Origin of the sequence: Nostoc sp. DedQUE12b (assembly GCF_034530835.1) — a bacterium.
GTDB lineage: Bacteria > Cyanobacteriota > Cyanobacteriia > Cyanobacteriales > Nostocaceae > Nostoc.
In genome coordinates this window covers 131366-157681 of record NZ_JAVRCI010000009.1, presented here as the reverse complement: position 1 = coordinate 157681, position 26316 = coordinate 131366, and the positions used below count along the sequence as shown (strand labels likewise).

Below are 26316 nucleotides of genomic sequence, written 5' to 3'. Positions count from 1 at the left end.
CCTTCAGATGGAATGGCTTTTATCTCACAATGCTTAACCCGAACTCAGGTTATTTTAGGCTTGGGTGTATTTAAGAATATCGTGAGAGTTGCGAGTTACCTAAAAATTGTGAATAAGGATAATTAGCTAAACAGCACCACTGTTTCTATTAAACAGAATAGCTATAGTTTTGAAAATTAGCTTTAAATCGTACACTAAACTCCAATTTTTTTGATACTGCAAATCCAGACGAATTACATCTTCAAAACTACGGACTGTAGAACGTCCATTTACTTGCCATTCGCCAGTCATGCCGGGTTTTACATCTAAACGTTGCCACTCCGGTACTTCATAGCGTTCCACTTCATCGGGTGTAGGTGGTCGAGTGCCTACTAAACTCATCTCTCCTTTGAGGACGTTCCAAAATTGGGGTAATTCATCAAGACTAGTTCGCCGTAAAAAGCGCCCTACCTTAGTAATTCTGGGGTCATTCTCATTCTTGAAAAAAGCACCTTGCACTTGGTTTTTAACTTCAGATTTCTTCGCTTCTGCATCCACACACATAGAGCGGAATTTCCAAATTTTAAACCGCTTACCCATCCAACCACAACGAATTTGACTAAAGAAAATGGGCCCGGGATCGTTAATTTGAATCGCGATCGCAATTGGAATAAATAAAATTCCTGTAATTAATAAACCAATCACTGACCCGACAATATCTAAGAACCGTTTCATCCAAGATGCCATAGAAGGGTGAGTAGTGGGTAACTGCTCTACTTTACGGGAAGTTGTCTTCCGATTATCTACTACGTCATCTTGTTCTATTAACGACCCATCCCCCAGAAGCTCTAAAGCAAAAACCTGATCCAACCCTGTGAGTTTTAGGACTGCCATGACTTGAGGTGTTACATTCCGCAGTGTTAATGTAATCCCCTTAGTCTGAGCGTATTTAAAATTACTTACCAGGGCACCTAAACCACTACTATCGATAAAAGTAGTTTGGTGAAAGTCAATGATGATTTGCTTAGGATGTGAATTGGGCCCAATTAAGCCTTGGCAGGTTTGCTTAAAGCCTAAAGCCTCCAGCACGCTCAACCGCGTCGGCACCTGCACTATAGCCATGTCGTTTAGGGAATTAACTGGAAAATCGACCTCTGTCGGTTGGCTAGTCATGAAGCTCTGCACTTTCGTTGCCATGTATAATGTAATATGCCAAACATTACTTTGTCCTACAAAATTACTTAACCTAATATCGGAATTAGTGGTAATCAGGACTAACTGCTATTTACCGGGGCTGAGATTGGAGATCGCTAGCGACGATTCACAATAGAACAAGAAGCCAAAAAACATCCTTGCTGTTGTGCCGACGCAGCGCGATCGCGTTGCTCTGATCAAATGATTGCTAAAAATACGGTTACACCTACCGCACGCCTGATTGAGGTCTTTTCTGCCATTCAAGGGGAAGGACTGAATGTAGGGACACGTCAGATATTTATTCGTTTTGCTTTGTGTGATTTGCGCTGTCACTTTTGTGATAGTGCCCACACTTGGAGTGCACCTACTACTTGTCGGATAGAGCGATCGCCTGGATTGCGCGACTTTAAAATCTACTCTAACCCCGTTCCATTACCCACATTAATCGAATGGGTGGAACAGCAAAATCTGCCTTCTCTACACGATAGCATTAGCTTAACTGGCGGCGAACCACTTCTTCATGCCTCATTTCTAACGCAGTTTCTACCACAAGTGCGAGCCATAACTGGTCTACCTATATACTTAGAAACTGGCGGACATCGCCCAGAACAACTAGCAATGATTATCCCATACTTAGACTCTGTAGGTATGGATTTCAAATTGCCCAGTGTTAGCGGCGAAAGTCATTGGCAAGAACATAGTAAATTTCTCCAGTTATGTCATGACTCATATTTAAATGTTTTTGTCAAGATAATTGTGTCTCAAAACACAGATCCCGCCGAGTTGGAACGTTCAGCTTCGTTGGTGGCAAAGGTTAGTCCAGATATCCCAGTATTTTTACAACCTGTTACGCCTTTGGCAGTATCAGAACAATTTTCTCCAATACCTGTACTTGCGCCTTCCAGCGATCAAGTTTTGACGTGGCAAGCTTTGATGAAGGGGTTTGTCAGGCACGTGCGCGTGATCCCCCAAACGCATAAAATGCTGAACCAGTTGTAAAATTTTAGTTTGATAAAGATGTAGTCAAGAAAAAAGTAAGATTTTATGAAATGGTAATTGGGCTGTTGCCGCTAATTAGGCAGGCAGCGGCCCCCTTAGTAGGCAGTCTCATGAGCCGAATCAAAAGACCCTAAGCAATACTTCTCGCTTTGTGCATTTTTAACTCGGAATCGGGTTTGGGGTAAAGGGTAAAGGGTAAGGGTTAAAGGTTTTTCTTTCCCTTTTCCCTTTCCCCTTTTCCCCAAAACCCGAGAAGTATTGAGACCCTAAGAGGTTTTATTACGTAAAATCTTGCCTCCCTGACTCGGAGAGAAACTTGAACTAAAGTTCAAGGCAGGGAGAGGTTCGTCAAACTCAAATTGATTTAGGTATTTCGGGGGTAGGCAATACCCACCCAACCTAATTTCTGGTTGCTATAGTGCGCCCTCATCTGGAGCTTTGGATTTAGCTTTTGCCTTATTGGCACTGCGTTTGAGGGCAGAGAGTCTTGCTTCGTATCTCGCTCGTTGGCGCTTACTAGGAGTATTATCAATCAGGGTTTTCAAGGCGCTACCAAGACTCTTGTAGGCATTGGGAAGGCTATAACCAAAACGAGTTGCTAAAGCGATCGCTTTCTCATCAGCATTGAGCAATTCTCTTAGTTGCTTTTCCCCATTATTCTTTTGGTAGAGTCGCCAGCCTGACACGCCACAAAGCGACAAAGCTAACACCAGCAGCAATCCATCTTGTACCCACAATTCCCCTACAGCACCACCTAAACCGATGGCTAGAGCTGCCATTTCCCAACCATCTTTAGGAATTGTGTCATTTTGAACGCGAGCAACCTCATGCCAGAACAGCAGATTACGCTGATCCATTGCGAGGGCATCCCATTTCACTAAATCAATTTGAATTTCTACCTGGTCTTTCCCAATTTCTTCGCAGCGAACCAGGGGTGGATTGACCTCAGTTGTGCCTTCTACCGTAACCCAGCTTTGCAGTTCTGGTGGTAGTAAGGTTTTCAACCGCCGGAGTTCGCTCATTTCCGCTTTGGCAGAGGAGGTTGCATAGGATGTCATAATATCCAGCCCCAGAAAATTTCAGTATATAGTGAGGGTATCACTTTGGAGTATAGCTATTTAAGTGATGATCCGTCTCACTCACTAGGAAAACTTCCTCGCTTTTTTCGTGCTTCCATTGCTTTTTCTAGTAAATCTAACAATCCTGGGGCTTCTTCTTGAATACTGAGTAACAGTCTTTCCCCAAGTTCTATATTCCCCGGATCGAGACCTGTTGCCATCACTTCTGTCAAGCGAGGTATTGCTATGCCATCCACAATCTGAATTAATCCACTCAGACAACGGTGAAATTGTTTTTCTGTAAGAATCGAGTCTTCTAAAGGAAACTCAATAATGGCACGAATTTCACCATCGGATGGGTCATACTCCCATTGCAACATTTTGGTTTCCCAGGAAATGGCAAGCATTGTCTGAAGGATAGCTGCCTTGTGAGGATGGTCTTGGATTCCTCCCAGAACTTGAGGGGCAAATACCCGAAAAAATTTTCCTTCTTCATCCAGTTGGACAACTATTAGGAAATCTTCTAGGTTATCAGCCTCTACACCTGTTATAATTCGGTCTTCTTCATCATCAAAACGGTAGTCCCAACCAAGGTTGTCTAAATAGTTGGCAATCTGTTTGAGGTTAGCTCCCATAAAAGCCTCATAAGGAACGTGGAGCAGTTGTTACCAGACCTAGTTTAACCTGGTAGGGGTATTTGTTTGGGTTGGTGTGGATACTTCTAATCCCATAGAAGTATGCAATTAAGGTATTGAGCATAGGTTATGGGGCATAGGGCATTGAAGATGAGAAAAATAGAAGATTGTTCGGCGCTATGAATGATATTTTTTGAATGACTCTTACTCATTATTTAAGAAGCAATAATTACTATTTTTCAAATCTTAGCCAGTGAAATATATAGCACTAACTTGGATAAAGTTTAATTTTTTATAATTTAAATGAATGTATTGCTAGAGCAAGCATAGTGGCAGGATTTGTAGGCAAATTGAAATATAAAGCTAAGTTTAAATAATTTATACATAATATCTGAGTTTTTTAAAATATCCATAAAACCCTCAATTACTACTTTTAAAAGTGAATAATATAGCATATTAAATGATACATTTTTATATTATAATTAACAAATTATTTCCACATAATTATTGTAGCTAGCAATACTTTTTTTAGTATGAATATCAAGAAATTTTATGCGTAAATCAGCATTAATAATAGCGATTGCACCTCTAGTTTTTGTTACAAATTCTCTAAAACCTCTGCGCTACCTTGCGCCTCTCTGCGTTTATATATTTATAGATAATTGAAACTTATAAAATATCAAAAAGATGGAACTGCGACATCTGCGCTACTTTATTGCTGTCGCTGAAGAACTGCACTTCAGTAGAGCCGCCGAGCGATTGCACATTGCTCAACCGCCCTTAAGCCAGCAAATTCAGCAATTAGAGAAGCAATTGGGAGTAGAACTGTTTCACCGTAAAACCAAACGACAAGTACAACTAACAGAAGCAGGGGAAGTTTTTTTGCAAGAGTCTTATCAACTTTTAGCTCAACTCCAAAAAGCAATTGAGCTAACCCAAAAAACGGGAAGAGGTGAAAAGGGACAATTACGAATTGGGTTTACCAGTTTGGTAACTTACGATTTGCTTCCTGTGATTTTGCGGCGGTTTAGAGAACAGTTTCCAGAAGTAGAGTTGGTATTGCAAGAATTAACCACAACTCAGCAGGAGCAAGCGCTACAGAATCGGCACATTCATGTAGGTTTTGCCCATCCGCCCTTAGAAGACAAGACACTCAATCAAGAGTGCATTCAGCAAGAAGCGTTAATTGTCGCTATGTTGGAAACTCATTCTTTAGCTGAACAAGAAAAGATTTCAGTGCGATCGCTAGTAAACGAAAACTTTATCATGTTCCCTCGCCATTTGGGCCCCGGACTTTACGACCAAATCGTAAGCCTTTGTCAGCAAGGAGACTTCAGCCCAAAAGTAACTCAAGAAGCGATTCAGATGCAGACGATTATCGGATTGGTTTCAGCAGGAATGGGGATTGCGATCGCACCGTCTTCATTGCAAAATCTTCAGAGAACTGGTGTAGTTTATCGTACTCTGGAGGAGAAAACACCATTAGTAGAAACGGCCATAGTCTGGCGGGAAGAAGATATAACACCTGTGCTAAGGGAATTTCTACAAATTGCGTTTTTAAAATAGCAAAATATTATAAGTTATACAGATTTTTAAACCATATTAAAAAGGTCTGCACCTTTGGATGTTGAGAATTCAAAATTTCATACTTTATTGCTTGATGCAGTTGTCTTCCTGGCTCTTCTTGCCATGCTAGCCAAGTGTAAATTTTAGCTTTATCAAGATAAGAATCTTTGAATGATGCTCCTTTGCTTTTTGCTTCTTGTGCTACTTCCTGAGCATATTGCCAAATAGTTTCGCTTTCATCTCTAATCATATAACCTAAAAAGCTCTCTAACATACCTCTCATTTGGTTATCTGGCATAATCCAGATACCAAACTTAATTCCATTTTTTGTAACGTGAATAAGTCCTGCCTCTGATATTTCTTCAGGAATGTCGGGGATACTTGGCAAACAAGCATTTCTTATGCTTGTCCAACGTGCAGGCAAATCTTCATCTGCGTCTATTATCACGCCTAAATGGGTGAGTCCTGATGCTTGTAATTCAGTAGATATAAGGTTTGCATCAATGTTTTCGTAACCTTCGCAATCTTGTATTGATACAATTGCTTCCCTTTTATTCTCACCCCAACGAATTCCGTTTTTTTCTATTAATTCTGGTATAACTCGTAAATCTTCTTGTCCTTCTACTAACAGTTTCTTGGGTTTATAAGCTTTTGCCATTACTAACGTACCTCAATTTCTCTTTCGGCAGCAATGACAATTTGAGGTTCAGTGAAGACTACACTTGTTTCTTTACCTTTCTCAATTCTGTGAATTCTAATACCATCCTCATTTGCGTTTTCCTGCTCTGCAATAGTAGCTAAACTTGTCCAACAATCACTATTGTGTGTAGTTGCGAAAACTTGCACATTTAATCTTTTGGCTGTTTCCCAAATCAGTTTCCACATATCAGACATAGCTGTAAAATGGAGTCCGGTATCAATCTCATCAACAAATAAGTATCCATCTTTAGCACACACTGTAGCGAGTGCGAGTCCTAAGATACGCCAAATACCATCACCCATACTACCAATTGGTACACGCTGATTACTATCAGAAAGAAGTACAAAAAAACCGCCCCTCGAATCTAAGGAATACCTGGACTTTCGAGAACTAACTGGAGCAATCCGTTGAATTTTAGAGTCTATTCTATGAAGTGCCTGCTCTACAAGTTTTTCTTCAGGCGTTAGTACTATCTGATCAAATAGTTCTATCATCTTCTCGGTTTCTAAAGAAGATGATGTTATAAATTGTATTTTTGGTACTGAATTTTTAGTATATTTACGCAATTGGCGAGGATAATCCTCTATAGGAAGTCCACCATTAGCTGATAGCGGTAATCTCCAAGGCTTTTCTTCTCGCCCATAATTCCAGTTAATACTGAAGTCTAGTTCCCTTAATGCATCTGACACTTCATCATATAGAAACTCAGGCAATAAGCTAAGTTGCTCTGTTGAAGAAATTTTGCGTTCTTCTATTGATACAACAAGCTCCTCTTGAATATTGCCATTAGTACCTGTTATTGAAAATTTGCTCCCCAGTTCAATTTCGTGACCATAAAAAAGGTGGCGAACATCAAGGTCTTGATCTGACCTTAACCTACGTTCACTACGCTCATCATCAAAAAAATATTCACTCCGGTTAGTCATTGTCTTACGTAGTGGATCAAGATTATTCCGTGAGCATAAAAGTTGAATTGCTTCTAGTATTGATGTTTTACCGATATTATTTTTACCAACGAGCAGGTTTACTCTACCAAGCTGCTGAAGCTCGAAAGATTGAAAACTACGGAAATTCTCTATTTTTATCGTCTTCAACATAATTTTGCTAGCCGCAGACAACAAAGATTTAATGACTAGTATTTAGTATAAGCACTCTTAACACTTCTCACTTGAGCAAAAACAAGCGATCGCCTTTGTCAATTGAGATAAATTAAGCGATATCTTCGATGGGCTACGCCTACGCACTTTACCCCAATCCCTCAACATCAGCACTTTCGCCTTCTGGCTCAACAGCCTCAAACTTCACCTTATTGTATAAATCTTGTAGAGAAATCTCAAATGGTACAGTTACAAGTGCGATCGCTTCATCTTCTTCATCATATTCACGAAGCGCCCATTGCTTTTTCCCAGTTTTGGAAAATTGATCTACATGAATTCGTGTTTGGTCAATTAATAGATATTCTTGGAAAGTGGAAATAGTTCGGTAAGCCTGAAATTTATCTTCGCGATCGTAGTTTTTAGTAGATTTAGACAAAACCTCAACAATAACTTGGGGATTTGTAATAATATCTGTACGGTTGTTAAAAAATTCTGGTTCACCGACTATTACTGTCACATCTGGATACGTGTAGATACGCTTTTGGTGTATCCACAGACGCATATCGCTATTAAACACTTCGTATTCTTCTTGTCTGAACGCGAAGTTTAACACAGCATAGAAATTACCAGCTATACGATTGTGATTTGCTGTTCCACCCGCCATAGGAATTATTTGCCCATCAATGTATTCACTTTTGTAGTCAGCAGATTCTTCTAGCTCTAAATATTCCTCTGGGGTATAGTATCGCTGTTTTGTTATTTGCATAATTTTATCGGGTAGCAATGTTTAACGATATGGATTGTCTAATGAGCCATATTTACTGAACAGTTTAACGTGGTTAGATAAAGATGTTATGTGCTTTTTACAAAGTGAGCGTAGGCGCAGCCGACTGTAGGCATCGCTATCTCAATTCACATAGTCTTTTAACTTCTTTTCCTATTGATAACCGGCGGCTTGTAAGAGAAACAATTTGGCATAACGTCCTCCTAGCTGTAACAATTCTTCGTGAGTTCCCTGTTCTATAACTTCGCCGTTTTCTATAACTAGAATTTTGTCAGCCATTCGTACCGTCGAGAAGCGATGGGAAATCAAAAGTACCATCTGATTTTGAGTAATAGCGCGAAAATGATTGAAAATCTCAAACTCAGCTTGGGCATCTATTGCTGATGTTGGTTCATCTAAGACCAAGATATCTGCTTGCGATCGCATAAAAGCACGAGAAAGAGCAATTTTTTGCCACTGTCCCCCAGAAAGTTCTTGTCCTCCTTTAAACCAACGACCAAGTTGAGTCTGAAAGCTTTGGGGTAATTGGTCAATAAAAGATTGGGCCATGCCTTTTTCAGCAGCAGTTTTCCACTGTATTTTGTTTTCAAGATGTTCTACATCGCCCACGCCAATATTCTCCCCCACAGTAAACTGGTAGCGGACAAAGTTCTGAAAAATCACACCAACACGACGCCGCAACACATCCACATCCCATTCCTGCAAATCCAAGCCATCTAAGAAAATTCGCCCTGAGTCTGGCGTGTAAAGTCGGGTAAGTAGTTTAATTAAAGTAGTCTTACCGGAACCGTTTTCACCCACAATTGCCAGTTTTTCTCTGGGTTTGAGATGCAGCGAAATATTTCTCAATGCTGGCTTGGAACTTCCCGGATAAGTAAATGAGACATTCTCAAAACGGATACCATCTTGGGGATTTAAACCAATGGTTGCCTTTCCCCAAGATTTTGGTACTTCTTCTTCCAGAAAATCGTAGAGATTTGATAGATATAGGTTATCTTCATACATCCCTCCAATAGAGGTGAGGGCATTGGAAAAAGTAGATTGTCCTTGGCGAAAAACGGTGAGATACATTGTCATATCTCCCAAGGAAATCTTACCTAACACTGTTTCCAGCACAATCCAAGCATAAGCTAAGTAAAAAGCACCAGTACTGACCAAACTCAAGAGATATCCCCACAATCCTCGCCGGAGAGTTAAATCACGGTCTTCACCATATAGTTGTTCAAATAGGCTGCGATAACGTCCTAGCAGCATCTCTCCCAACTGGTAAAGTTTGACTTCTGTGACAAAATCTTCTCTTGCTAATAGATTTTCTAAGTAGTGCTGTTGTCGGGTTTCTGCCGCACGCCAACTAAATAAGCGAAAGGCTTCTCCAGCAAATTTTGTTTCGGCAATAAATACAGGCATAGCTGCCAGAATCAGTACCACCACTGCCCAAACTGAGAAATTTACTAGCAAAATACCGTAAGTAATCAGGGAAAGGGCATTTTGCACCAATCCAAAGGTGCGGTTTACTAGGGAAAGGGGACGAACCGATGCTTCTCGTCGGGCATTGGTCAATTTGTCATAAAATTCTGAGTCTTCAAACTGCCTAAGATCCAGTGTCAGCGCCTTTTCTAAAATGAGTACATTTACTCGCTGACCCATTAGCGCCCGCAATAACGACTGACAAATGATGATTCCTCGCTGACTGCCTGCTAGTAAAATTACAGCGATCGCTTCTAATCCTACATAAAACAACGAGGGATAAATATTGACAAAACCATCGCTTTGTAGATTAGGTTGAGATGCAAATACCACTGCATCAACAATTAACTTACTAATGTAGGATATTGCCGCCGGTAAAAGACCAGCCATTAAAGTTAAACTAGCCAGAAAAATAGTAAGCGATCGGCTAGTAGTCCATATCAAGCTTACAGCCCGTCCACTGTAGCGGAAAACCGTTAGTGATTGGCGTAGAATATTTCTTTTTTTTTAATTTTCATCTTTTTTTCCGCGAGATACCCCAGGTGCAGCGGATCTTCCTGACTTTATTTAATCTTTATAAATTTTACCAAAAAAGAACTCAGAATTCAGGAGCTAAAATGACGGTGTGCGACTGAGTGGTTACTTCCATACTTAAGTTAACCGATATTCAGAATTCTGAATTCTGACTCCTGTTTACATTTTTATCCCCACAATCTCCTACCTGCTTTCCCATTTAATTTTTGGTGAGTATCTTTTAACAAAGCTGGAATATCTAACTTTTCTGGACAGCGAGGCAAGCAATCACCGCATTCTGTACAACGGTTGCCTTTCATTCCAGGGAACCAATGGCCTGCATTTTCAAACATTCCGTAACGATATTGGCCATAGTCTTTCATCTCGTATGCCACGGCAAGATTACGTAACCGCAATACCTCTGGAATATTGATATTTTCTGGACAAGGCAAACAAGCATAACACTGGCTACAATTATCAGTTTCCAAAGCAAGTTTTTGGTGATTTTCTAACCGTTGGAAAGCGGAAATTTCTGCTGATGTTAACTCTCTATCATGGTCAGCAACTTGCAAAGGTTCTCTTAATTCACCTGGGTTAGCTGGTCCTATACTCAAAGTAGTAATACGGTGATGGGAAAGTAAAAATCGATAACTCAATTCTAAGGGTAAATACGGAGAACACAGGTCTTTTAGAGTTTGTGGTGGTGTGTAGAGGCGTCCTCCTTTATCAGCAGGGGAAATAATGAAAATGCCCATATCCTTTTCGGCAGCTAGTTGAATTGCTGGTGCGTGCCGTTGGAAGAAATAGTAATAATGCAGATTGACAAATTCAAATAAATCTGTGTTGATTGCTGCCTGAATTACCTCTAATGGTCCGTGGGTGGAAAAACCAACGTGTCGTACTCGGCCATCAGCAACAGCTTCCTCTACTGCTTGCATACAGCCATTTTTGGCTTGCACCCACTCTAAATGTTGCCAAGTGTTCAAACCATGAACACCCAAGCAATCTAAATAATCAAGCTGTAATCGTTCTAGGGATTCGTCGATGCACCGACGCATGGTGTCAGCATCTGCTGTGGCTGAGATTTTGGTAGTGACATAAAGCTTCGTTCGGGGTACTGACAACCCAGCTTTTAGCGCTCTACCAAGATACTCCTCGCTTTTGCCGTAACCTCTGGCGGTTTCTAGATGATTAATTCCTAGCGCTAAAGCTTGTTCTATGGTCTGGTGAGCATTTTCAAAATCAGCCAGGTAGCGCATTGTTCCCAAGGAAAAAACTGAGAGGCGCAGATTCGTTTTTCCAAAGCGTCGATATTGCATAAATTCAGTTCTGAGTAGTGAGTGCTGAGTGCTGAGTATAAATACGATTAATATTGTCTGTACAAGAGTGAAAAAGAAAGAATAAAGAAATTTATTTTATTCTCTAGATTCTCTATTCTTTCTCAGCACTCCCCACTCAGCACTCAGAACTCTCCTAGCTGTCGTCATTACCAAACCGCTTGATCAAATCTTCAGGACGGAGATTAGAAATAAATTCACGGAAGGCTTGCTGTTCGGCTTCATCTGCATCGCGATCTACAGGGATAGAAGCATCGGCAATAACTTCTTCCATTACCCAAATGGGAGTATTTGTACGGAGGGCAATAGCGATCGCATCGCTAGGACGCGCATCAATTTCTTTTTTGACCTCGCCTTGCTGGACAATTAAAGCTGCATAAAATGTATCCTTTTGCAGGGAATGAATGATCACCTTTTCTAGAGTCATATTCCAAGTCTCTAGAAGATTCACAATCAGGTCGTGGGTTAAGGGTCTGGGAGGCTTTTGATTCTCCAGCGCACCCATAATTGCCCTAGCCTGTTCCTGACCAATGTAAATTGGCAAAGCCCGCCGATCTGAAGAATCTTTCAAAAGGACAATCGGGCTACGGGTTATGGCATCTAATGCTATGCCAGCGACTTTCATTTCAATCATTGCCTAAGCCTCTACAATGCTTCGAGAGTCTTGGATGCCGTGTAATAAATAGCACCCATTTTTAGGCGGTTTGGTGACAGTAATAAACATAAGCATTCGTTCTCTATAATTGCTTCTATTAAACTCCGAACTTGTGGTGAAAACCAGAGTAAGTCAAATTGGTCTTCTTAGACAATAACCTTCTTACCCAAGTATGCCCTGTGAAGGATGCTAATGTGTTAATATTCCTATGCGAAAAAAAGTCAGAAAATATACTTGGATATTCGAGATTTCTGTGACAATTACCAATTGATTTCAGGCAAAATTAGGCAATAAATAGAGTTAGTTTGACAAAAAAGCCGTGTTTACAGGATTAATCCAGGCATTAGGAACGATGGAACCCTTGGGGGGTGATTCTTGGCAAATTACTTGTGTAAGCCAGTCGGGTGAAGTAATTATGCAAGATTTGGCTTATGGTGACAGTGTTGCTGTAGATGGTGTTTGCCTGACAGTAGAACAAGTTTTAAAAGACGGGTTTATTGCCACGGCTTCACCGGAAACTCTACGCCGGACAACCTTGGGAGGTGAGCAAACCCAAAGGAGATATGTCAATTTAGAAGCGTCGCTCAAGGTAGGCAGCAAAGTTGGCGGTCATTTTGTGATGGGTCATGTAGATGGCATCGGTCGATTGCTAGTGGCACAACAAACGGCTAGTTCTTGGGAAATGACCTTTATTGCTTCCGTTGCGATCGCACGCTACATTGTCCCCAAAGGTAGCATTGCCGTCAATGGCATCAGTCTCACAGTCGCCGATTATGAACCAGAACTTTCCCAATTCAAAGTAGCGGTAATTCCCCTGACATATAGCGAGACAAATCTTCGCTATTTGGTTGCTGGGAGTTTGGTGAATCTAGAAGGGGATATTCTCGGCAAATACGTGGAAAAATTCCTTTATTCTGGCAATCCCCACACTAGAGCCACTGATGACAATAGTATAGATGGCATTACACCCGCATTCTTAGCAGAACACGGGTATTTGTAACTCAAGAAGTTAGGAGTTAAGAGTTAGGAGTTAGGAGTTTTAAATTCATAACTCTTCACTCTTCACTCCTCATTCCTAACTTTCTTCTAACTGCCTGGTTCTTGGCTTACCTGAGCGGTTTGCAAACCTCGCACTAACTGACTGAGGGCACTTTGTAAATGCACACCTGGGTCAGTAGCAACCCACCCGTTTGGTGACAGGTGACGGACTTCAAAGTGCAGGTGAGGGCCTGTGGAGTTACCAGTACTGCCAACTTGACCGATGACAGTTCCAGGTTCTACCCACTGACCGGGTTTAACAAAGATTTCTGACATGTGACCGTAGAGGGTTTGTTGAGCCGATTTGTGATTCAGGGTAACGGTTAAACCATAACCGCCCAACCAGCTAGCAGTTTCTACTTGACCAGCAGCAACTGCCAAAACTGGCGTACCCGTAGGCGCACCTATGTCTGTACCAGCATGGAAGCGTTGATTACCTGTGATTGGATGAACTCGCCAACCAAATACAGAAGTGATGGAAGCGGGAATAGACAGAGGATACATCATTCCCGTACCACTATATGCAACTCTCCCCATGTAGGGGATTTGCGGCAATACTGATGCCAGCGAGAAGTCGTAAGTTACGTTGCTGGGGCGGGGTGCAATGTTACCATCTGCCATTGGTGGCGGTAAAGTCCCACCACTTGGTGCAATGGGAGTTGCACTCACTCTTGTAGGGCTAAACTCGCTGGGAGTCGGGATAAACCGATTCGAGCGAAATGCGCTCTTGGTGACACTGCTAGAACCACTTTGAGCAGCACCCCATTTACTGGTGTTGCCAGTAGTTGCAATTTTCCGCGCTGGTGAAACTACTGCTAATTGGGCGTTTTGACTTCTTCTGAGCCAATTAGGTGCTGGTTTACCATTAGAATCAGCTACACTCCTCTGCGGTACTTTGGCGCAAACGCCGCCTAATACGCTTTGCCCTGACGGCAAAATGGCTCGACAACCACTGGAGCGTTCTGTAACAATTACAGAGTTTGGTGCTTGATAAGTACCTGTTGCACCACTGTCATAACTATTAGGATCGATATAAGCGTTATTATAATCCTTGGTTTTTTCCGCCGTTGCACTGACAGGGTTGTTAGAGTTATTTGATGGTTGAGCAACTACTGGAAGTTTTTCAGGTGCATAGCGGGCAGGGGTATTGGGTTTTTCCTGTCTCACCCTTACAGGAGTAACCTGGGAGGCTTCTACTTTGGGCTTTGACTGTCTGATAATCACCACAGGTTCAGCAGCTTCGATTTTGGGTGTAGACTGCCTAACTGGCTCTTTTGATTGAGCAACCTCCGGCTTGCCTAGTCTCTGTCTGAGTCTGGCTCGTCGTTGGGAAAATTCCGGTTGCGCTTGAGGCGTTTCCAGTGCAACAGCCTGTTTTTTAACACTTCGGCTTCTCTGCGAGACGCTGCGCGAACGCTCAGTGTTAACTGGATTTGTAACTGCTGTTGGTTGAGAACTTTCAACAGTGGGAACGATGTTGTCTATTTGTGTTTCCGTTTGGGCAAACACAAAGCCGCCGCTAAGGAGGCTAACGCTACTCAGCCAACAGAGGCTTTGAGCTGGTAATGTTGAAGCAAAACGTTTTTTTGTTAGACCTTGCTGCCATAAGTAATGCAAACGATGATGGGCAGAATTATTGCGCTGCGTCATTTGTTCTCTCAGTTGTGTGTAATTAGCCTAAAGAGATGATGCTAGTGGTTTGTCTTGCCCAAAGAGCGGAATTTTGAACAAACCTCAAATTGAAACGGAAGATTTATGGTACCCCAAACTGATTGTACCGGGTTGAATATAAATTTCCGGTGTAATTAGTCCCTTTGGATGATGTGTTTCTAAATAAACTCGTAAATTTCCTTGAGGAGTTACCCCAACTACTGTACCTGAAAGATTATTAACATACACGCGATCGCCCATGTTTGTAAGCAAATCTAAATAGCGAGACAAGAGTATGCTTACTCCTTCTTGAAAAAGGCACTCTATACCGGATTCTATTCCCAGCAAGACTCTAGAGGTGAGCATTTCCAGACAAGAAATTGGTCTAATATCTTGGGAAGCTTGCCACGATTCCAGATTGATTCCAGTTTCTGGGACTGGGTTCGTCCAGTTAATACCAACACCGATTACTGCTTGGGTAATTTGTCCTTTGTTTACTTTGGTTTCTGTCAAAATGCCGCCTAGTTTGCGACCATTTAAAACTAAATCATTGGGCCATTTTATCCCAACATCTATACCGCATTGGCGCAATTGCGACGCAATTCCCCAAGCAGTAGCGAAAGTTAGCTGATAGCTGTCAGTAGCTTCTATTTTGTGGTCGAAAGAAATCGCCACGGAAACATATAATCCGCCAACCGGAGAAATCCACTGGCGGCCCCATTGTCCCCGCCCAGCAGATTGCACAGTTGCGATTACTACTGTTCCTGAAATAGCCCCTTGGTTGAGTAAGTTCCAAAGAGTTTGGTTGGTTGAGGAGACGTTTTCAAAAAAATGAAGAGAAAATGGTAAATATGTATGCTTACGCCCTGCTTGCAAGGCTGCTTCCAAGTTTTGCAGATTAAATTCCACAGCAGTTAACCCAAATTCCGTTGTTCAAGTTAGCATTGATTGGCTGATGAGTGATTTCTGTTTAGGTTTGGTTGAAGATGCACACTTGGCACTGGCGCAATTGGGAAGGACTGCCCTATCTAACTTGTAGTATTCTGGAACGTTGGCATCACGGCTTCTTTACCCAGCAGTTTTGGCCGCGATCGCCACAAGTTATCACAGAAGTATTGCAACCAGAGGCATCAGTCTATCGCTTAAAGCAGGTTCATGGCAATACTGTTCTCACCCCCCAAGAAGTTGAAAGTTTCTTAAGCTCTGCTGAGGAGGATTTAGCGTCAGCGGATGGTTTAATGAGCGAGCAGCCTCTACAAGCCGTTTGGGTAGCTAGTGCAGATTGTACACCCGTGTTGATTGGGGATGTACGAACTGGACGGGTGGCGGCATTACACGCGGGTTGGCGGGGGACTGCTAAAAAGATTGTTCCCTTGGCGATCGCTCGATTACAATCTCAAGGCAGTAAACTCGATGATTTACGCATTGCGATGGGCCCAGCGATCGCTGGTGAGGTTTACCAAGTCTCAACCGAAGTGGCTGCCGAAATTGGGGCTAGTATTATATCACATAATGATGAAGAAAAAATTGTCACTGCACTACGTGAACTACCAAATTCACCTTTGCGAGAAGATCCAGATCCAGGAAAAGTAAGGTTGGATGTGCGGCGAGTGAATACCTTACAACTGGAAAACATGGGGATTAGTGCAGAACAAATTGCGATCGCACCTTATTGTACTTTCCAAACTCCAGAGCATTTCTTTTCTTATCGTCGCGAAAAAGAGAAAAAAGTACAGTGGTCAGGGATTGTCAGCAAGAAAACGAGTTACTAGCCTATATTCTCATTACAGGATAGTTAGGATGTTTTAGATGGGAGCATCTCAATGAGTGTAAAAACACCTGCCCTGGCGAATTGAATAGAGCCTCCGGCACGCTGACGCGAATGCGGCTATACAGACAAAAGCTACCGATCCTGGGTTTCAAATTCTTTAAGTTTGCGTATGCGGACTTCTCTGCGAGACGCACTTGCGTTCGTTTGTGTAGCTGCGATTTCTAATCGCCTGGTATATTTGCTTTTCCTAAGTTTTGACTGAATTTTGTAAGTAGATTAATTCCTATCTACCATTTCAAGGGTTAATATTCCTTTTGGTTTATTAACGACCAACTGCATAATGTCCAGCCACAACGAACCTATTATGGTATCAGGAATGTCATCTCCGACATGGACGGGAATTATAACTTCAGTTCCATCAATAATAAGTTTGCCTTCATAGATATCGAATCGTGCTTCCCCTCGTGCTGTCCGCATTTCAATTTGTGCGGTCATCAATGACCACTCCAATACTTCCAAGTCTTGAGTATTGATAGCTAACCAACCATCTGTAAACCCAGTATCTAGTAAAGCTTCAACAGAAAATTTGTCATTATTAGCAGCAACAAGCTGAATTTCAAATAATAGTTCGCCATTATCGCCAAACGAACCTGAAATCATAACCTGCCGCAGGTTCCTGTATCGTTGAGTCGGAATATAGTAAGTTTTACTTCGTTAGTATTGCCATAAGCATCATGAATTTTTTGCATTATCCCCAAGAGTGTTGGATCGATGAGATACTGTTCTGTTTCAGGGTCGATAGCAATATGCCAGTTATAATACGTTTCGATCAAAGTTGGACGTAAACGCTCGAAAACAGCACGACACCGCATAGCAAGAGCATCACGTTGTTCCTGACGCTGGTGTACTTCTTCAGAGAGTAAGGTTGATGCTGGTAAAATGCGGGTGCGTCTTGGCTGGGATATCTGTGTCATATCATTCCCTATTCATATCGAGACAAAAACTTAACTTAAGGCTTCACTCAACAACTCGCAGTGCAGTAAAGCACCATCCACCAAAGATTGGATTTTCTCTGATGATAAAGGATCGCCATTGGCATAATGCTCTATCCAAGTCAGACCAATCAAATTGGGGTCATCGGGTAAACTTGCTAAATCCCACCCAGGCATTTCTAAGTCTTCCATGAGACGATTTACTTTGGGGTCATAACTGAGAGCAAAGCAACGACAACCAACAGCCGCAGCCATAATTAAACTGTGCAAACGCATCCCAATTGCCATTTCAACGCCGCGAAACACACCTTTTAAAAGTTGCGGATCTTCCAGACACACAATCTTGCTAACATCTTTAAGATGTGGTTGAATAGCTTCGGCAATACTTAAATCTTCACTTTTTTGAAACGGCAGTAATAAAATAAAAGCCTGTGTAGCTTTTTGAAAGTCAACCAAAGCACGAGTTAAGTTTGCTAAACGTATTTCCGTAAGTTGGGGATGCGATCGCAACGTTACCGCAACCCTTGGCGCAGGTAAATCCCAAAGTCCTGGTACTGGTTGAGATTCCAACGCCCAAACCGGGTCAGGAGCTATAATACAAGGAATTTGCCAATCAGATAATAAAGCCGCACTGGCGCGATCGCGGACACTGATTTTGGTACAATTACCAAAGGTTTGCCGTGCCAACCAACGAGTTTGTGGACGCACTAAAGGGCCAATACCCTGCGCCCAAGCAACAGTTTTCAAACCCATTTTCTGCGCCAATGCCATCAGTCCCCCATAATAAAATGGGCTGATGGTACTGGTAACATCTTGAATGAGACTCCCGCCACCCCAAATCAAGGCATCACAAGAACGTAAAGCTTGTAGTACAGCTAAGGGAGCCATGCGATCGTAGGTTTCTACATTGTAGCGATCGCGGGTTTCTTCTGGATTACCAGAAAGCACCACAGGCGTTACGTGAGATGGTAACATTTGCAAAAGCGTTGCCAATAAAGCTTCGTCACCACCATTACCTTTACCATAATACCCAGACAATAATGCCCGTATGTTGACCATTTTGGATTTTAGATTTTGGATTAATAGCTATTGTTAAATGAATCTCTGTCTCCCATATAGATGGTAAACTCATTCCCAAGTTCTATAGCAATGGTCAAACAACTTAGGACAATTTATTATTGCCAAATCGTCAGAGAGCTACTGTCACAGTTATCCATAGCAGACTTGTTCTAACCAGGATAGCAGGCGCTATAGTTACTTACATTTTTTCGACTCCGAAATGTTCACTTCCGGTTTCATTGACACAAATCTTGCTACTCTGCGGTTTCTTGGTCTGTGCTTGGATACTTCGATACTTGGATAAAGGTTGCGATCGCTTCTGTTTAAAACTAGCTAATACAATAGACATTTAGTGAAAAATCCTTGTAGAAACTCGAAATTTCGCGTCTCTACAAGGATTTAAATTTTCAAAAGATGGGTTTTGTTACACAAAAAGTAGGAGTAGAGTTCTAATGTGGAACTTGAAAACTGGTATTATGCTACTCACGTTGAGTTGCATAATTGCAACTGGTATAACCATATATCTTCTTGGCGGCATTGAACCAGTACAAATTCAAGCTTTGCTGAAATCTTCTGGTATCTGGGCACCTATTATTTATATTGCTTTGTACGTTGTGGCAACCATGTTAGTTTTGCCCTCAACGGTACTAAATTTGACTGGAGGTGCTATTTTTGGCCCTTGGCTGGGTACTGTCTGGACTAGTGTTGGAGCAGTCATTGCGGCAATAATTGCCTTTGTTTTTACTCGAACTATTGGACGCAAAGCAGTTGCAAAACGACTAGCAGGACGCTGGCAAGCTATGGATGCTGAGGTGCGTCGTGGAGGGCTTTTTTATATGTTTGCCATCCGATTAGTACCAATCATGCCTTATGGCTTGGTCAACTTTGTCGCGGGACTGACTTCAATCAGTTTTAAAGATTATGTTCTCGGTACAACACTTGGTACTGTTCCTAGTGTCTTACCTTTTGTACTACTAGGTAGTTCTGGTCTGAAGGCAGTGAATACAGGCGATTTTTTGCCGCTAATACTTGCATTAGGCTTAACTGGAACGCTCGTAGCCGGGTCTACTTGGTATCGCCATCGTCAAACTTTTCCCAAAAAAGCTGTAGAAAGGCTGAAAAAATCAGACTCTTCAGATGACTCAACCTAAAGAATAAATAAACTATAACAATCTGACTTAAGTCTTATTAGGTATGGTGAGAAGCAAATCTTTATAATTACAAGCAGTCTATCAGCTGTTAAAAAATTAAACAATATTTTTAGATGTTACCAAAGTATTCATTCATTGTTCCAATCTATAACGAAGAAGAAATTATTCCAGAACTGTACCGCAGACTGAGTGCAGTCATGAATCGGATGGATGGGCTTGTCGAATTAATTTTAATCAATGATGGTAGCCGCGATCGCTCCCTACAATTACTACGAGAACTTCATCAAAAAGACCCGCGCATTTGCTATCTGAGCTTTGCTCGTAACTTTGGTCATCAAATTGCTGTAACTGCTGGTCTTAATTTTGTCCGGGGTCAAGTTATTGTCATCCTTGATGCTGACTTACAAGACCCACCAGAACTAATCCCCGACATGGTTGAAAAATGGCGACAGGGCTATCAAGTCGTCTACGCTCAACGCACTCAACGCCAAAAAGAAGGATGGTTTAAGCGTTTTACTGCCTATTTCTTTTATCGCATCCTTAAGAAGCTTGCAGATGTAGAGATTCCTACTGATACTGGTGATTTTTGTCTAATGGATCGGCAGATTGTAGATATTCTCAATTCTATGCCAGAACGTAACCGTTATATTCGTGGTTTGCGTTCTTGGGTTGGCTTTCAGCAAACAGCAATTCGGTTCGAGCGCAACCCCCGCTTTGCTGGGGAAGTTAAATACACTTTTAGCAAATCCTTAGCCCTTGCTATCAATGGTTTAGTGTCTTTTTCAATAGTGCCACTGCGGTTATCAACCTACTTAGGCTTAATAGCAGCAGCGGCCGCCATCTTCATGGCTTTATTAGTCTTATATTGGCGTCTTTTTGTCCCCCATTCCCCTTTAACTGGGTTTACGATTATTTTGATGGCAATTTTCTTTCTCGGATCTGTGCAGTTAGTCAGTGTTGGCATCTTAGGCGAATATATAGGGCGGATCTACGAAGAAGTTAAAGCCAGACCCCTCTATACTTTGGCAGAAGTAGGTGGTTTTGCGCGCAAAACCTCCAACTCAACGAGCAATTCTGACAAACTAGATAATTTAGAAGACGCTTACAAATAAAAATCTTTATTTGGCGTTGCATAATAAAGGTTTGTTTAAACAAATATAAAATTCAAGCTACATATCACCTTGACAGTGCTACTGTCCACTCCAAATCCCTAACTCCGAACTCCTAACTTTCTTATGCACACCCTTTCGATTCCCACCTGGATTATTCATGTTTCTAGCGTTATAGAGTGGATTGTCGCCATTTGGTTAATCTGGACTTACGGCGAACTGACTAATAACCGCAGCTGGTGGGGATTATCCCTGGCGATGTTACCAGCTTTAGTCAGCGCTATGTGTGCCTGTACCTGGCATTATTTCGACAACGCCGAATCTTTGGAATGGCTGGTAACGCTTCAAGCTACTATGACTTTAGTTGGTAATTTTACGCTTTGGGCGGCGGCGTTTTTGATTTGGCGTTCTACCAAATCTGTTAACACTGTTGAACCAAAACCTATCAAATCAGAGCAATGATTTCTAAAGAAACCCTATTTGCACTTTCACTGTTTCCCTATTTGGGTTTCTTGTGGTTTATCAGCCGCAGTCCGCAAATGCCGCGTTTAGCGTTGTATGGATTTTACGGCACTCTCGTCTTTGTTGCCATTACCATCCCGGCAGGAATTTATGCTGTATTGCATTATGGCGAGTCTTTAGCCAATGTGGATTGGTTGCACGGTAGTGCAGAACTATTTTTAACGCTTTCTAACATCTTGCTTGTGCTAGGTTTTGGGCAAGCTGTAAGGCAATTACAAATGAAAAATGAAAAATAGTAAATTCAGCGATAGATAGCGTTTTGATTGCAATGAGGAAGAGTTAAATGGACGTAATTCCAGCGATTGATTTACTAGAAGGCCACTGTGTGCGGCTGTATCAGGGAGACTACGATCGCTCCCAAGTTTTTAGCGAAAATCCTGGTGATGTTGCCAAACAGTGGGTAGATCAAGGTGCTACCAGATTGCATATAGTTGATTTAGATGGTGCTAAAGCAGGTAAAGTAGTAAATTTGGGGGCAATTGAAGCGATCGCTCAAGCAGTGTCAGTACCCATTGAAATTGGTGGAGGATTGCGCGATCGCACCAGTGTACAACAAGTATTTAATCTAGGCATACAGTGGGCAATTCTCGGAACCATTGCCGTAGAACAACCCCAGTTAGTGCAAGAACTCTGCCAAGAATTTCCTGAACAGATTATTATCGGTATTGATGCCCGTAACGGCAAAGTAGCAACTCGCGGCTGGTTAGAAACCTCGGAAGTTTTAGCAACTCAACTAGCTGTACAAATGCAAGAATTGGGCGCAGCCGCCATAATTTACACAGATATCCACCGGGATGGTACACTTACAGGCCCAAATTTAGAAGCTTTGCGAGAACTTGTAGCAGCAATTTCCATCCCAATAATTGCTTCTGGCGGGGTAAGTTCTGTCACCGACTTGTTGAGTTTGTTGGCGTTAGAACCTCAAGGCGTGACTGGCGTAATTGTCGGACGTGCCTTATATACTGGGGATATTTTACTCAAAGAAGCATTACGAGCGATCGGGCCTGGGCGAATTCAGGATATTCCACCCAATCTCGGTTTTTCTACTTTTGCTTGACAATTTTTGTGGCAAGTTCGACAAATAGACCATCTTGTAGAGACGCGATTGATCGCGTCTTTACCCAAGAATGTATTGCAATCATTAATTGAATTGATATTAGTTTAATTATTTTAACAACTATCTTTAGATAGATAAGGTAAACACTACATTATTCCTCATTACAAATCTCTTGCTAATTGCGAAAAATCTACATTTCATATTTAATTTATTTTGTCAAGATGTAATCCCTTGTATGATTTAAAAAATCAGCAAGGCCTTCTTTGGACTGAATTTATATTCATGCTTTCAGTAGATGTAGTTATGACTTTGCAAATGCAATGATATATATGTTCTCAAACAATAAATAGTTGCTGTGGTTCAGATAAAAAACTCAGATTTTATCAGACTCTAGTAACTTAAATTTTTAGAAAATTGTTTGATGTTTTGAGAAGGTAACACAATGAATAAAATCCTAAAACGCGCACTTTTACCCAGCCTCATGGCTGCAAGTTTAGCTGGTGTAACCTTAGTTCCCGCCAAACCCGCTGCTGCTGATGATCAAGTACTAAGAGATGCAGGTATTGGGGCTGTTACCAACGTTGTAACCGGAGCTGTTAGGGGAAATGGCAGTGTATTAGGGAATGCTGTTAAGGGTGGTGTCACTGGTGCAGCCGTCAATGGTGCAAATGGTTTGAGAAATACTCGCAATCGCCGTCACCGGAACGCTGCTCAAGATGTCGGAGTTGGTGCAGGAGCTAGCGCAGTAACAGGCGTAGTTACTGGCGATAAAAGAGATACTCTTGGCAATGCTGTTGATGGTGCCGCTGTAGGTGCAGCAATTCATCTATTAACCAATGGTAAATAATTCGTAAATTCATCAGTTGAAATATTTGCTAACGATTTACGAACTTATCTCCCCTAATTCCTCTGCTTCGTAAAAAGAGCAAACCTAACCTCGCTTCCCTACCAGGGAAGCGAGGTTAGGTTAAATTTATTTGAGATATATACCACCGTCAGGATTAAATGACGTTAGGTTTAATAGTAATCCCTAGCCCTTCAACGCCTTTCTAAAGTTTCGACGATAAGACTGATTTGTAATAAACAAAGCTGGCCATAGCAAAGATAAACCAATGCGATTGGTCAAATTTGGATTAAAATTAGTCCGTTCAAACCCCTTCCAAAACTTCCAAACGCCGCCTCCGTAAACTCCTATCAAGCCAATAAAAATTAAGGTACTCATTCCCATCAACTCCGTTAGTAACTGACAGAATTTAAGTTAAGTTTTACCACACGAGGTAATCACCTCATGAGCAACACCGAGAAGGTATGACAAAACTCCTCAGTTTTGATATCTAAGTCAGTTAAACACACATTCTCTTATTCCAGTGTAGATTAGCCTCACGCATCCCAGCTAGTTATCAGCGGTGGTAAGCTAGTCAAATGATGCAAAAGCGTTATTTTTGACGTGTTTTGGCGACACATTTAAATGTATTTCCTGATCCTCTAGTACAAAAAAGTCTATACTATATTAAACTACAAAGTTCTATGGCGCATTATTCTTATACTTCATCTACCCAATAAAGATAATATCTTTCATTATCCACCCAGCCTCTCTGAAAATCTTTGATCGGAACAATTTTCAAATCATTGCGGTTGACATTCAGTTTTTTATTTAAAATCAGCAAAACTTTCGTTGGCCCATTTTGATTTTCAAGTAGAGAATTAATTTGACTTAATATCTCAGTTAGTTCCACTTCTTGACGACCTTTTTTAAATAAAGTAAAGCTTCCCATTTTTTCAATCTCTGGATAGTAAAACTTTCGATTGAGATAACCCGATAAAGGAGCCATATTCGCATCTCGACTGGCAACAATAAACTCATTATCTAATCCAGATTTTTGAATATATTGGGCTGTTTCGCGACTAGCAGAAAATGGTATAACTAAATCTCTTGAAAAACTATAAATTCCTCCCCCAAACTGGACATAAAAAATGAGCATCAAAACGATATAATGCCATTTATAAATAAATGTAATTGAACGTGGAAGAATAGAAATTTTATTGAGTAAAACTATAGATTTTTGATAATAACTTCCCAGCCATAAAGCTGCTATCAGAACTAAATAAAAATGTCCAAAATGCCGTGGCATACCTATAAATCTCAAGTATGTAAAGGCAAATAATATACAATTGCCTATCATGTAGAAAAAGAAAATAACTGGCTTTTCAGATAATTTTATTAAAGTTAAAATTACAATAAATAAAGCAATTGTCGCACAAACAATTAAATCTAACCATCTTTTATGTGTAGGAATAATTAATAAATAACTACCAAATACTCTGCCGACGCTTCTCAACAAATGACGGATATCTAATTCTATTAGCCAACCATTATTTAATCCACCGTGAAGATAACTATCTGTCGGAGGAGTAATAATATAAATGGATAAAATAAAACATAATGTGATAATTAAAATACTTAAAAATAAGTCATACTTTTTGGTTTGACTAAAATACTGCTGCCGATGTTCACTATCAAAACAAAATTCAACCAGCAGAGTCAATAATAAAGAAAATGATACTAGTAAACCATAAGCACTACTATTTGCTAGTAAACCCAATAGAATTGCCAAATAAGTATAAGTTATTTTTCTAGATGCAAAAACTGTACAGAATGCAAAAACAAATAACATACTAAAGGCATAGTTTCGAGAAATTAAAAGATATTCGTAAAAAGGAAAGAAGCCAAAGGAAAATAGAAGTTTTTGTTGATAGTTAAAAGGGCTATATAGGCAAAAAAGTGAAACTGAAACAACAGTAATTGCCAAATGGAAAATTTGCATGATAATAGGATCATCGACTATTTTTCTCAGAATTGCCAGAGAAAAATACCATAGAACAGGATGACCTTCATAACGAATATTTGCAATTAAATCCCCCAATGAGCCACTATCTCTGACAATCAGCCAGGGATTTAGTTCATCTCGCCACATTGAATGGTTAAGAATACCTATTAAACCAATAAAAGAAAAAAGAATAATAATAAACCAAGGAGAATTCAAAGGTAATTTTGAAGTATATTTGCTAATTTTATTGTTTAACATTGTTAGTTCAGAATCCAAGTTGTTTGGATCATCAAGATTGCTATAAATGCGATTATCTTCAGATAATATTCTGATTCTTTAACTATTCAGACAGATGGATTCTGACTTATGAATTATTACTCATTTTTACTTATAACTTTCTGGTATACCCACTGTGATAAACCTGCGATCGCTCGTAAGTTTTGGCAACGAATCAACTCAGTAAAATTGAAACTGGAACGCCCTTCAATTTTGGCTACGGCTTCAATTGCTGATAACAGATGCTGGGCTGCTTCAACTTCTGAATAACCACGCCGCTGCGCTATTTTAATTGCGGCTGCATCGGCATTTAACTCTGACTCTTGAGATTTATTAGTGCGCCAAATCCGAAAAGCAGCGATCGCACTTAATCCTCCAGCTACAGCAACGCCCACTACATCTGACTGTGCTGCTTCCAAGAATCCGCCAAACAGCCCAGCCAACACCACACCTTGATAGATGTCGGGTTTAAACCACTTTACCCCCGTTAACCAGCTAACCATCTGCAACAGCAGCAAGTCTCGTTGCGGCTTTGTCAGGCGACGCCACAAATCAAAATTAATATATATCGGTCGCGCTTGGTTCCAGGGTTGGGGAAAGGAAGCGTCAATTACTTTTGCTTGCTCTGGCTTACTGACGATTTTTGTCGTCATCCGACCAGAAGCAGGCATCACATCTAACAAACGGCGAATTTCAACATTTGGCTCCATAAATTTAATTATTAGCCATAATGTGCATAGTAACTAGATGTGTAAAAAATAAAGTTTTCATGTTAATCTTTGATTGATGAGATGCTCTCGCAGTCTTGAATAGATTCAGATCGAGTCATAAAAATATTGATTAAGCAGTTTGTATAGTATGGTGGGATTCTATAGTATT

The 26316-nt window shown here is 41.0% G+C and carries 27 protein-coding genes and 1 pseudogene; 10 read left to right on the top strand and 18 right to left on the bottom strand.

What is annotated here, in order from left to right; all coding sequences use genetic code 11:
- Nucleotides 1-126 precede the first annotated feature (126 nt).
- A complete protein-coding gene (locus RMY16_RS07425; RefSeq protein WP_322672252.1) occupies nt 127-1176 on the bottom strand; it encodes a sugar transferase in 1050 nt (349 codons plus the stop codon).
- 198 nt (nt 1177-1374) lie between these two features.
- Between RMY16_RS07425 and RMY16_RS07420 the strand changes: the two genes are divergently transcribed.
- A complete protein-coding gene (locus RMY16_RS07420; RefSeq protein ID WP_322667289.1) occupies nt 1375-2172 on the top strand; it encodes a 7-carboxy-7-deazaguanine synthase QueE in 798 nt (265 codons plus the stop codon).
- Between the two features lie 413 nt (nt 2173-2585).
- Here the strand turns inward: RMY16_RS07420 and RMY16_RS07415 are convergent, their stop codons facing one another.
- The gene (locus RMY16_RS07415) at nt 2586-3230 is read right to left on the bottom strand and encodes a DUF3318 domain-containing protein (RefSeq protein WP_322667291.1); all 645 of its coding nucleotides are present in this window, start codon (nt 3228-3230) and stop codon (nt 2586-2588) included.
- 77 nt (nt 3231-3307) lie between these two features.
- A complete protein-coding gene (locus RMY16_RS07410; protein ID WP_292774879.1) occupies nt 3308-3865 on the bottom strand; it encodes a hypothetical protein in 558 nt (185 codons plus the stop codon).
- A gap of 687 nt (nt 3866-4552) precedes the next feature.
- On the opposite strand from RMY16_RS07410, the gene RMY16_RS07405 reads away from it, so the two are divergent.
- Nucleotides 4553-5431, top strand: coding sequence for a LysR family transcriptional regulator (locus RMY16_RS07405; protein WP_322735830.1), 879 nt, complete (start codon nt 4553-4555; stop codon nt 5429-5431).
- Nucleotides 5432-5438: 7 nt separating this feature from the next.
- Here RMY16_RS07405 and RMY16_RS07400 read toward each other — a convergent pair whose 3' ends face one another.
- The 6 genes from RMY16_RS07400 to RMY16_RS07375 form a co-directional block, all read right to left on the bottom strand.
- Entirely contained in the window at nt 5439-6089 is a 651-nt protein-coding gene (locus RMY16_RS07400; RefSeq protein ID WP_322735829.1) for a DUF3226 domain-containing protein, read from the bottom strand.
- Nucleotides 6090-6091: 2 nt separating this feature from the next.
- Entirely contained in the window at nt 6092-7228 is a 1137-nt protein-coding gene (locus RMY16_RS07395) for an AAA family ATPase (protein WP_322735828.1), read from the bottom strand.
- A gap of 148 nt (nt 7229-7376) precedes the next feature.
- A complete protein-coding gene (locus tag RMY16_RS07390) occupies nt 7377-7994 on the bottom strand; it encodes a Uma2 family endonuclease (RefSeq protein WP_322735827.1) in 618 nt (205 codons plus the stop codon).
- A 171-nt stretch (nt 7995-8165) separates the two neighbouring features.
- Nucleotides 8166-9869, bottom strand: coding sequence for an ABC transporter ATP-binding protein (locus RMY16_RS07385; RefSeq protein ID WP_322735826.1), 1704 nt, complete (start codon nt 9867-9869; stop codon nt 8166-8168).
- Nucleotides 9870-10180: 311 nt separating this feature from the next.
- Nucleotides 10181-11311, bottom strand: coding sequence for an aldo/keto reductase (locus tag RMY16_RS07380; protein WP_322735825.1), 1131 nt, complete (start codon nt 11309-11311; stop codon nt 10181-10183).
- 154 nt (nt 11312-11465) lie between these two features.
- A complete protein-coding gene (locus tag RMY16_RS07375) occupies nt 11466-11963 on the bottom strand; it encodes a bifunctional nuclease family protein (protein WP_100901288.1) in 498 nt (165 codons plus the stop codon).
- Between the two features lie 340 nt (nt 11964-12303).
- On the opposite strand from RMY16_RS07375, the gene RMY16_RS07370 reads away from it, so the two are divergent.
- Entirely contained in the window at nt 12304-12984 is a 681-nt protein-coding gene (locus RMY16_RS07370; protein WP_322735824.1) for a riboflavin synthase, read from the top strand.
- Nucleotides 12985-13070: 86 nt separating this feature from the next.
- Here the strand turns inward: RMY16_RS07370 and RMY16_RS07365 are convergent, their stop codons facing one another.
- Complete coding sequence (locus RMY16_RS07365) at nt 13071-14672, bottom strand: M23 family metallopeptidase (RefSeq protein ID WP_322735823.1); 1602 nt, start codon at nt 14670-14672, stop codon at nt 13071-13073.
- An 84-nt stretch (nt 14673-14756) separates the two neighbouring features.
- Nucleotides 14757-15581 carry a biotin--[acetyl-CoA-carboxylase] ligase gene (locus RMY16_RS07360; protein WP_322735821.1) on the bottom strand — a complete coding sequence of 275 codons (825 nt, stop codon included), beginning with the start codon at nt 15579-15581 and terminating at the stop codon, nt 14757-14759.
- A gap of 77 nt (nt 15582-15658) precedes the next feature.
- Between RMY16_RS07360 and pgeF the strand changes: the two genes are divergently transcribed.
- Nucleotides 15659-16444 carry a peptidoglycan editing factor PgeF gene (gene pgeF / locus RMY16_RS07355; protein WP_322735819.1) on the top strand — a complete coding sequence of 262 codons (786 nt, stop codon included), beginning with the start codon at nt 15659-15661 and terminating at the stop codon, nt 16442-16444.
- A 275-nt stretch (nt 16445-16719) separates the two neighbouring features.
- Here pgeF and RMY16_RS07350 read toward each other — a convergent pair whose 3' ends face one another.
- The 4 genes from RMY16_RS07350 to RMY16_RS07335 all read right to left on the bottom strand — a co-directional run bounded on the left by RMY16_RS07350 (nt 16720) and on the right by RMY16_RS07335 (nt 18843).
- A complete protein-coding gene (locus RMY16_RS07350; protein ID WP_322735818.1) occupies nt 16720-17103 on the bottom strand; it encodes an aspartyl protease in 384 nt (127 codons plus the stop codon).
- Complete coding sequence (locus RMY16_RS07345) at nt 17100-17417, bottom strand: hypothetical protein (RefSeq protein WP_322735817.1); 318 nt, start codon at nt 17415-17417, stop codon at nt 17100-17102. Before RMY16_RS07345 ends, RMY16_RS07350 begins: the two co-directional genes overlap by 4 nt.
- A gap of 30 nt (nt 17418-17447) precedes the next feature.
- Nucleotides 17448-18494 carry a polysaccharide pyruvyl transferase CsaB gene (csaB, locus tag RMY16_RS07340; protein WP_322735815.1) on the bottom strand — a complete coding sequence of 349 codons (1047 nt, stop codon included), beginning with the start codon at nt 18492-18494 and terminating at the stop codon, nt 17448-17450.
- A 199-nt stretch (nt 18495-18693) separates the two neighbouring features.
- Nucleotides 18694-18843, bottom strand: a complete 150-nt coding sequence (locus RMY16_RS07335) for a hypothetical protein (RefSeq protein WP_322667316.1) — start codon at nt 18841-18843, stop codon at nt 18694-18696.
- Nucleotides 18844-18946: 103 nt separating this feature from the next.
- Between RMY16_RS07335 and RMY16_RS07330 the strand changes: the two genes are divergently transcribed.
- The 6 genes from RMY16_RS07330 (at nt 18947) to RMY16_RS07305 (ending at nt 23180) form a co-directional block, all read left to right on the top strand.
- Complete coding sequence (locus RMY16_RS07330) at nt 18947-19645, top strand: TVP38/TMEM64 family protein (RefSeq protein WP_322735814.1); 699 nt, start codon at nt 18947-18949, stop codon at nt 19643-19645.
- Between the two features lie 113 nt (nt 19646-19758).
- Entirely contained in the window at nt 19759-20757 is a 999-nt protein-coding gene (locus tag RMY16_RS07325; RefSeq protein WP_322735813.1) for a glycosyltransferase family 2 protein, read from the top strand.
- Nucleotides 20758-20880: 123 nt separating this feature from the next.
- Nucleotides 20881-21216, top strand: coding sequence for a DUF2499 domain-containing protein (locus RMY16_RS07320; RefSeq protein WP_322667319.1), 336 nt, complete (start codon nt 20881-20883; stop codon nt 21214-21216).
- Complete coding sequence (locus RMY16_RS07315; protein ID WP_099099640.1) at nt 21213-21512, top strand: DUF3593 domain-containing protein; 300 nt, start codon at nt 21213-21215, stop codon at nt 21510-21512. Before RMY16_RS07320 ends, RMY16_RS07315 begins: the two co-directional genes overlap by 4 nt.
- A gap of 47 nt (nt 21513-21559) precedes the next feature.
- Nucleotides 21560-22333, top strand: a complete 774-nt coding sequence (gene hisA / locus RMY16_RS07310; RefSeq protein WP_322735812.1) for a 1-(5-phosphoribosyl)-5-[(5-phosphoribosylamino)methylideneamino]imidazole-4-carboxamide isomerase — start codon at nt 21560-21562, stop codon at nt 22331-22333.
- A gap of 442 nt (nt 22334-22775) precedes the next feature.
- Nucleotides 22776-23180: a hypothetical protein gene (locus RMY16_RS07305; protein WP_322667321.1), complete on the top strand. Its 405-nt coding sequence runs from the start codon at nt 22776-22778 to the stop codon at nt 23178-23180.
- A 183-nt stretch (nt 23181-23363) separates the two neighbouring features.
- Here RMY16_RS07305 and RMY16_RS07300 read toward each other — a convergent pair whose 3' ends face one another.
- The 3 genes and pseudogenes from RMY16_RS07300 to RMY16_RS07290 all read right to left on the bottom strand — a co-directional run bounded on the left by RMY16_RS07300 (nt 23364) and on the right by RMY16_RS07290 (nt 26147).
- Entirely contained in the window at nt 23364-23555 is a 192-nt protein-coding gene (locus tag RMY16_RS07300) for a hypothetical protein (RefSeq protein ID WP_322667322.1), read from the bottom strand.
- Between the two features lie 319 nt (nt 23556-23874).
- On the bottom strand, nt 23875-25437 hold the full coding sequence (locus RMY16_RS07295) for a hypothetical protein (protein ID WP_322735811.1): 1563 nt from the start codon (nt 25435-25437) through the stop codon (nt 23875-23877).
- Between the two features lie 108 nt (nt 25438-25545).
- Nucleotides 25546-26147 (bottom strand): annotated as a pseudogene (locus RMY16_RS07290) (DUF3318 domain-containing protein).
- Nucleotides 26148-26316 lie beyond the last annotated feature (169 nt).

Coding starts and splice junctions, on each gene's coding strand:
- RMY16_RS07380 (WP_322735825.1), bottom strand. CDS start 11,311: ATGCAATATCGACGCTTTGGAAAAACGAATCTGCGCCTCTCAGTTTTT.
- csaB (WP_322735815.1), bottom strand. CDS start 18,494: ATGGTCAACATACGGGCATTATTGTCTGGGTATTATGGTAAAGGTAAT.
- RMY16_RS07395 (WP_322735828.1), bottom strand. CDS start 7,228: ATGTTGAAGACGATAAAAATAGAGAATTTCCGTAGTTTTCAATCTTTC.
- RMY16_RS07410 (WP_292774879.1), bottom strand. CDS start 3,865: ATGGGAGCTAACCTCAAACAGATTGCCAACTATTTAGACAACCTTGGT.
- RMY16_RS07315 (WP_099099640.1), top strand. CDS start 21,213: ATGATTTCTAAAGAAACCCTATTTGCACTTTCACTGTTTCCCTATTTG.
- RMY16_RS07345 (WP_322735817.1), bottom strand. CDS start 17,417: ATGACACAGATATCCCAGCCAAGACGCACCCGCATTTTACCAGCATCA.
- RMY16_RS07305 (WP_322667321.1), top strand. CDS start 22,776: ATGAATAAAATCCTAAAACGCGCACTTTTACCCAGCCTCATGGCTGCA.
- pgeF (WP_322735819.1), top strand. CDS start 15,659: ATGCACACTTGGCACTGGCGCAATTGGGAAGGACTGCCCTATCTAACT.
- RMY16_RS07405 (WP_322735830.1), top strand. CDS start 4,553: ATGGAACTGCGACATCTGCGCTACTTTATTGCTGTCGCTGAAGAACTG.
- hisA (WP_322735812.1), top strand. CDS start 21,560: ATGGACGTAATTCCAGCGATTGATTTACTAGAAGGCCACTGTGTGCGG.
- RMY16_RS07320 (WP_322667319.1), top strand. CDS start 20,881: ATGCACACCCTTTCGATTCCCACCTGGATTATTCATGTTTCTAGCGTT.
- RMY16_RS07415 (WP_322667291.1), bottom strand. CDS start 3,230: ATGACATCCTATGCAACCTCCTCTGCCAAAGCGGAAATGAGCGAACTC.
- RMY16_RS07400 (WP_322735829.1), bottom strand. CDS start 6,089: ATGGCAAAAGCTTATAAACCCAAGAAACTGTTAGTAGAAGGACAAGAA.
- RMY16_RS07425 (WP_322672252.1), bottom strand. CDS start 1,176: ATGGCAACGAAAGTGCAGAGCTTCATGACTAGCCAACCGACAGAGGTC.
- RMY16_RS07325 (WP_322735813.1), top strand. CDS start 19,759: ATGTTACCAAAGTATTCATTCATTGTTCCAATCTATAACGAAGAAGAA.
- RMY16_RS07390 (WP_322735827.1), bottom strand. CDS start 7,994: ATGCAAATAACAAAACAGCGATACTATACCCCAGAGGAATATTTAGAG.
- RMY16_RS07300 (WP_322667322.1), bottom strand. CDS start 23,555: ATGAGTACCTTAATTTTTATTGGCTTGATAGGAGTTTACGGAGGCGGC.
- RMY16_RS07365 (WP_322735823.1), bottom strand. CDS start 14,672: ATGACGCAGCGCAATAATTCTGCCCATCATCGTTTGCATTACTTATGG.
- RMY16_RS07420 (WP_322667289.1), top strand. CDS start 1,375: ATGATTGCTAAAAATACGGTTACACCTACCGCACGCCTGATTGAGGTC.
- RMY16_RS07385 (WP_322735826.1), bottom strand. CDS start 9,869: ATGGCTGGTCTTTTACCGGCGGCAATATCCTACATTAGTAAGTTAATT.
- RMY16_RS07350 (WP_322735818.1), bottom strand. CDS start 17,103: ATGATTTCAGGTTCGTTTGGCGATAATGGCGAACTATTATTTGAAATT.
- RMY16_RS07375 (WP_100901288.1), bottom strand. CDS start 11,963: ATGATTGAAATGAAAGTCGCTGGCATAGCATTAGATGCCATAACCCGT.
- RMY16_RS07330 (WP_322735814.1), top strand. CDS start 18,947: ATGTGGAACTTGAAAACTGGTATTATGCTACTCACGTTGAGTTGCATA.
- RMY16_RS07335 (WP_322667316.1), bottom strand. CDS start 18,843: ATGTCTATTGTATTAGCTAGTTTTAAACAGAAGCGATCGCAACCTTTA.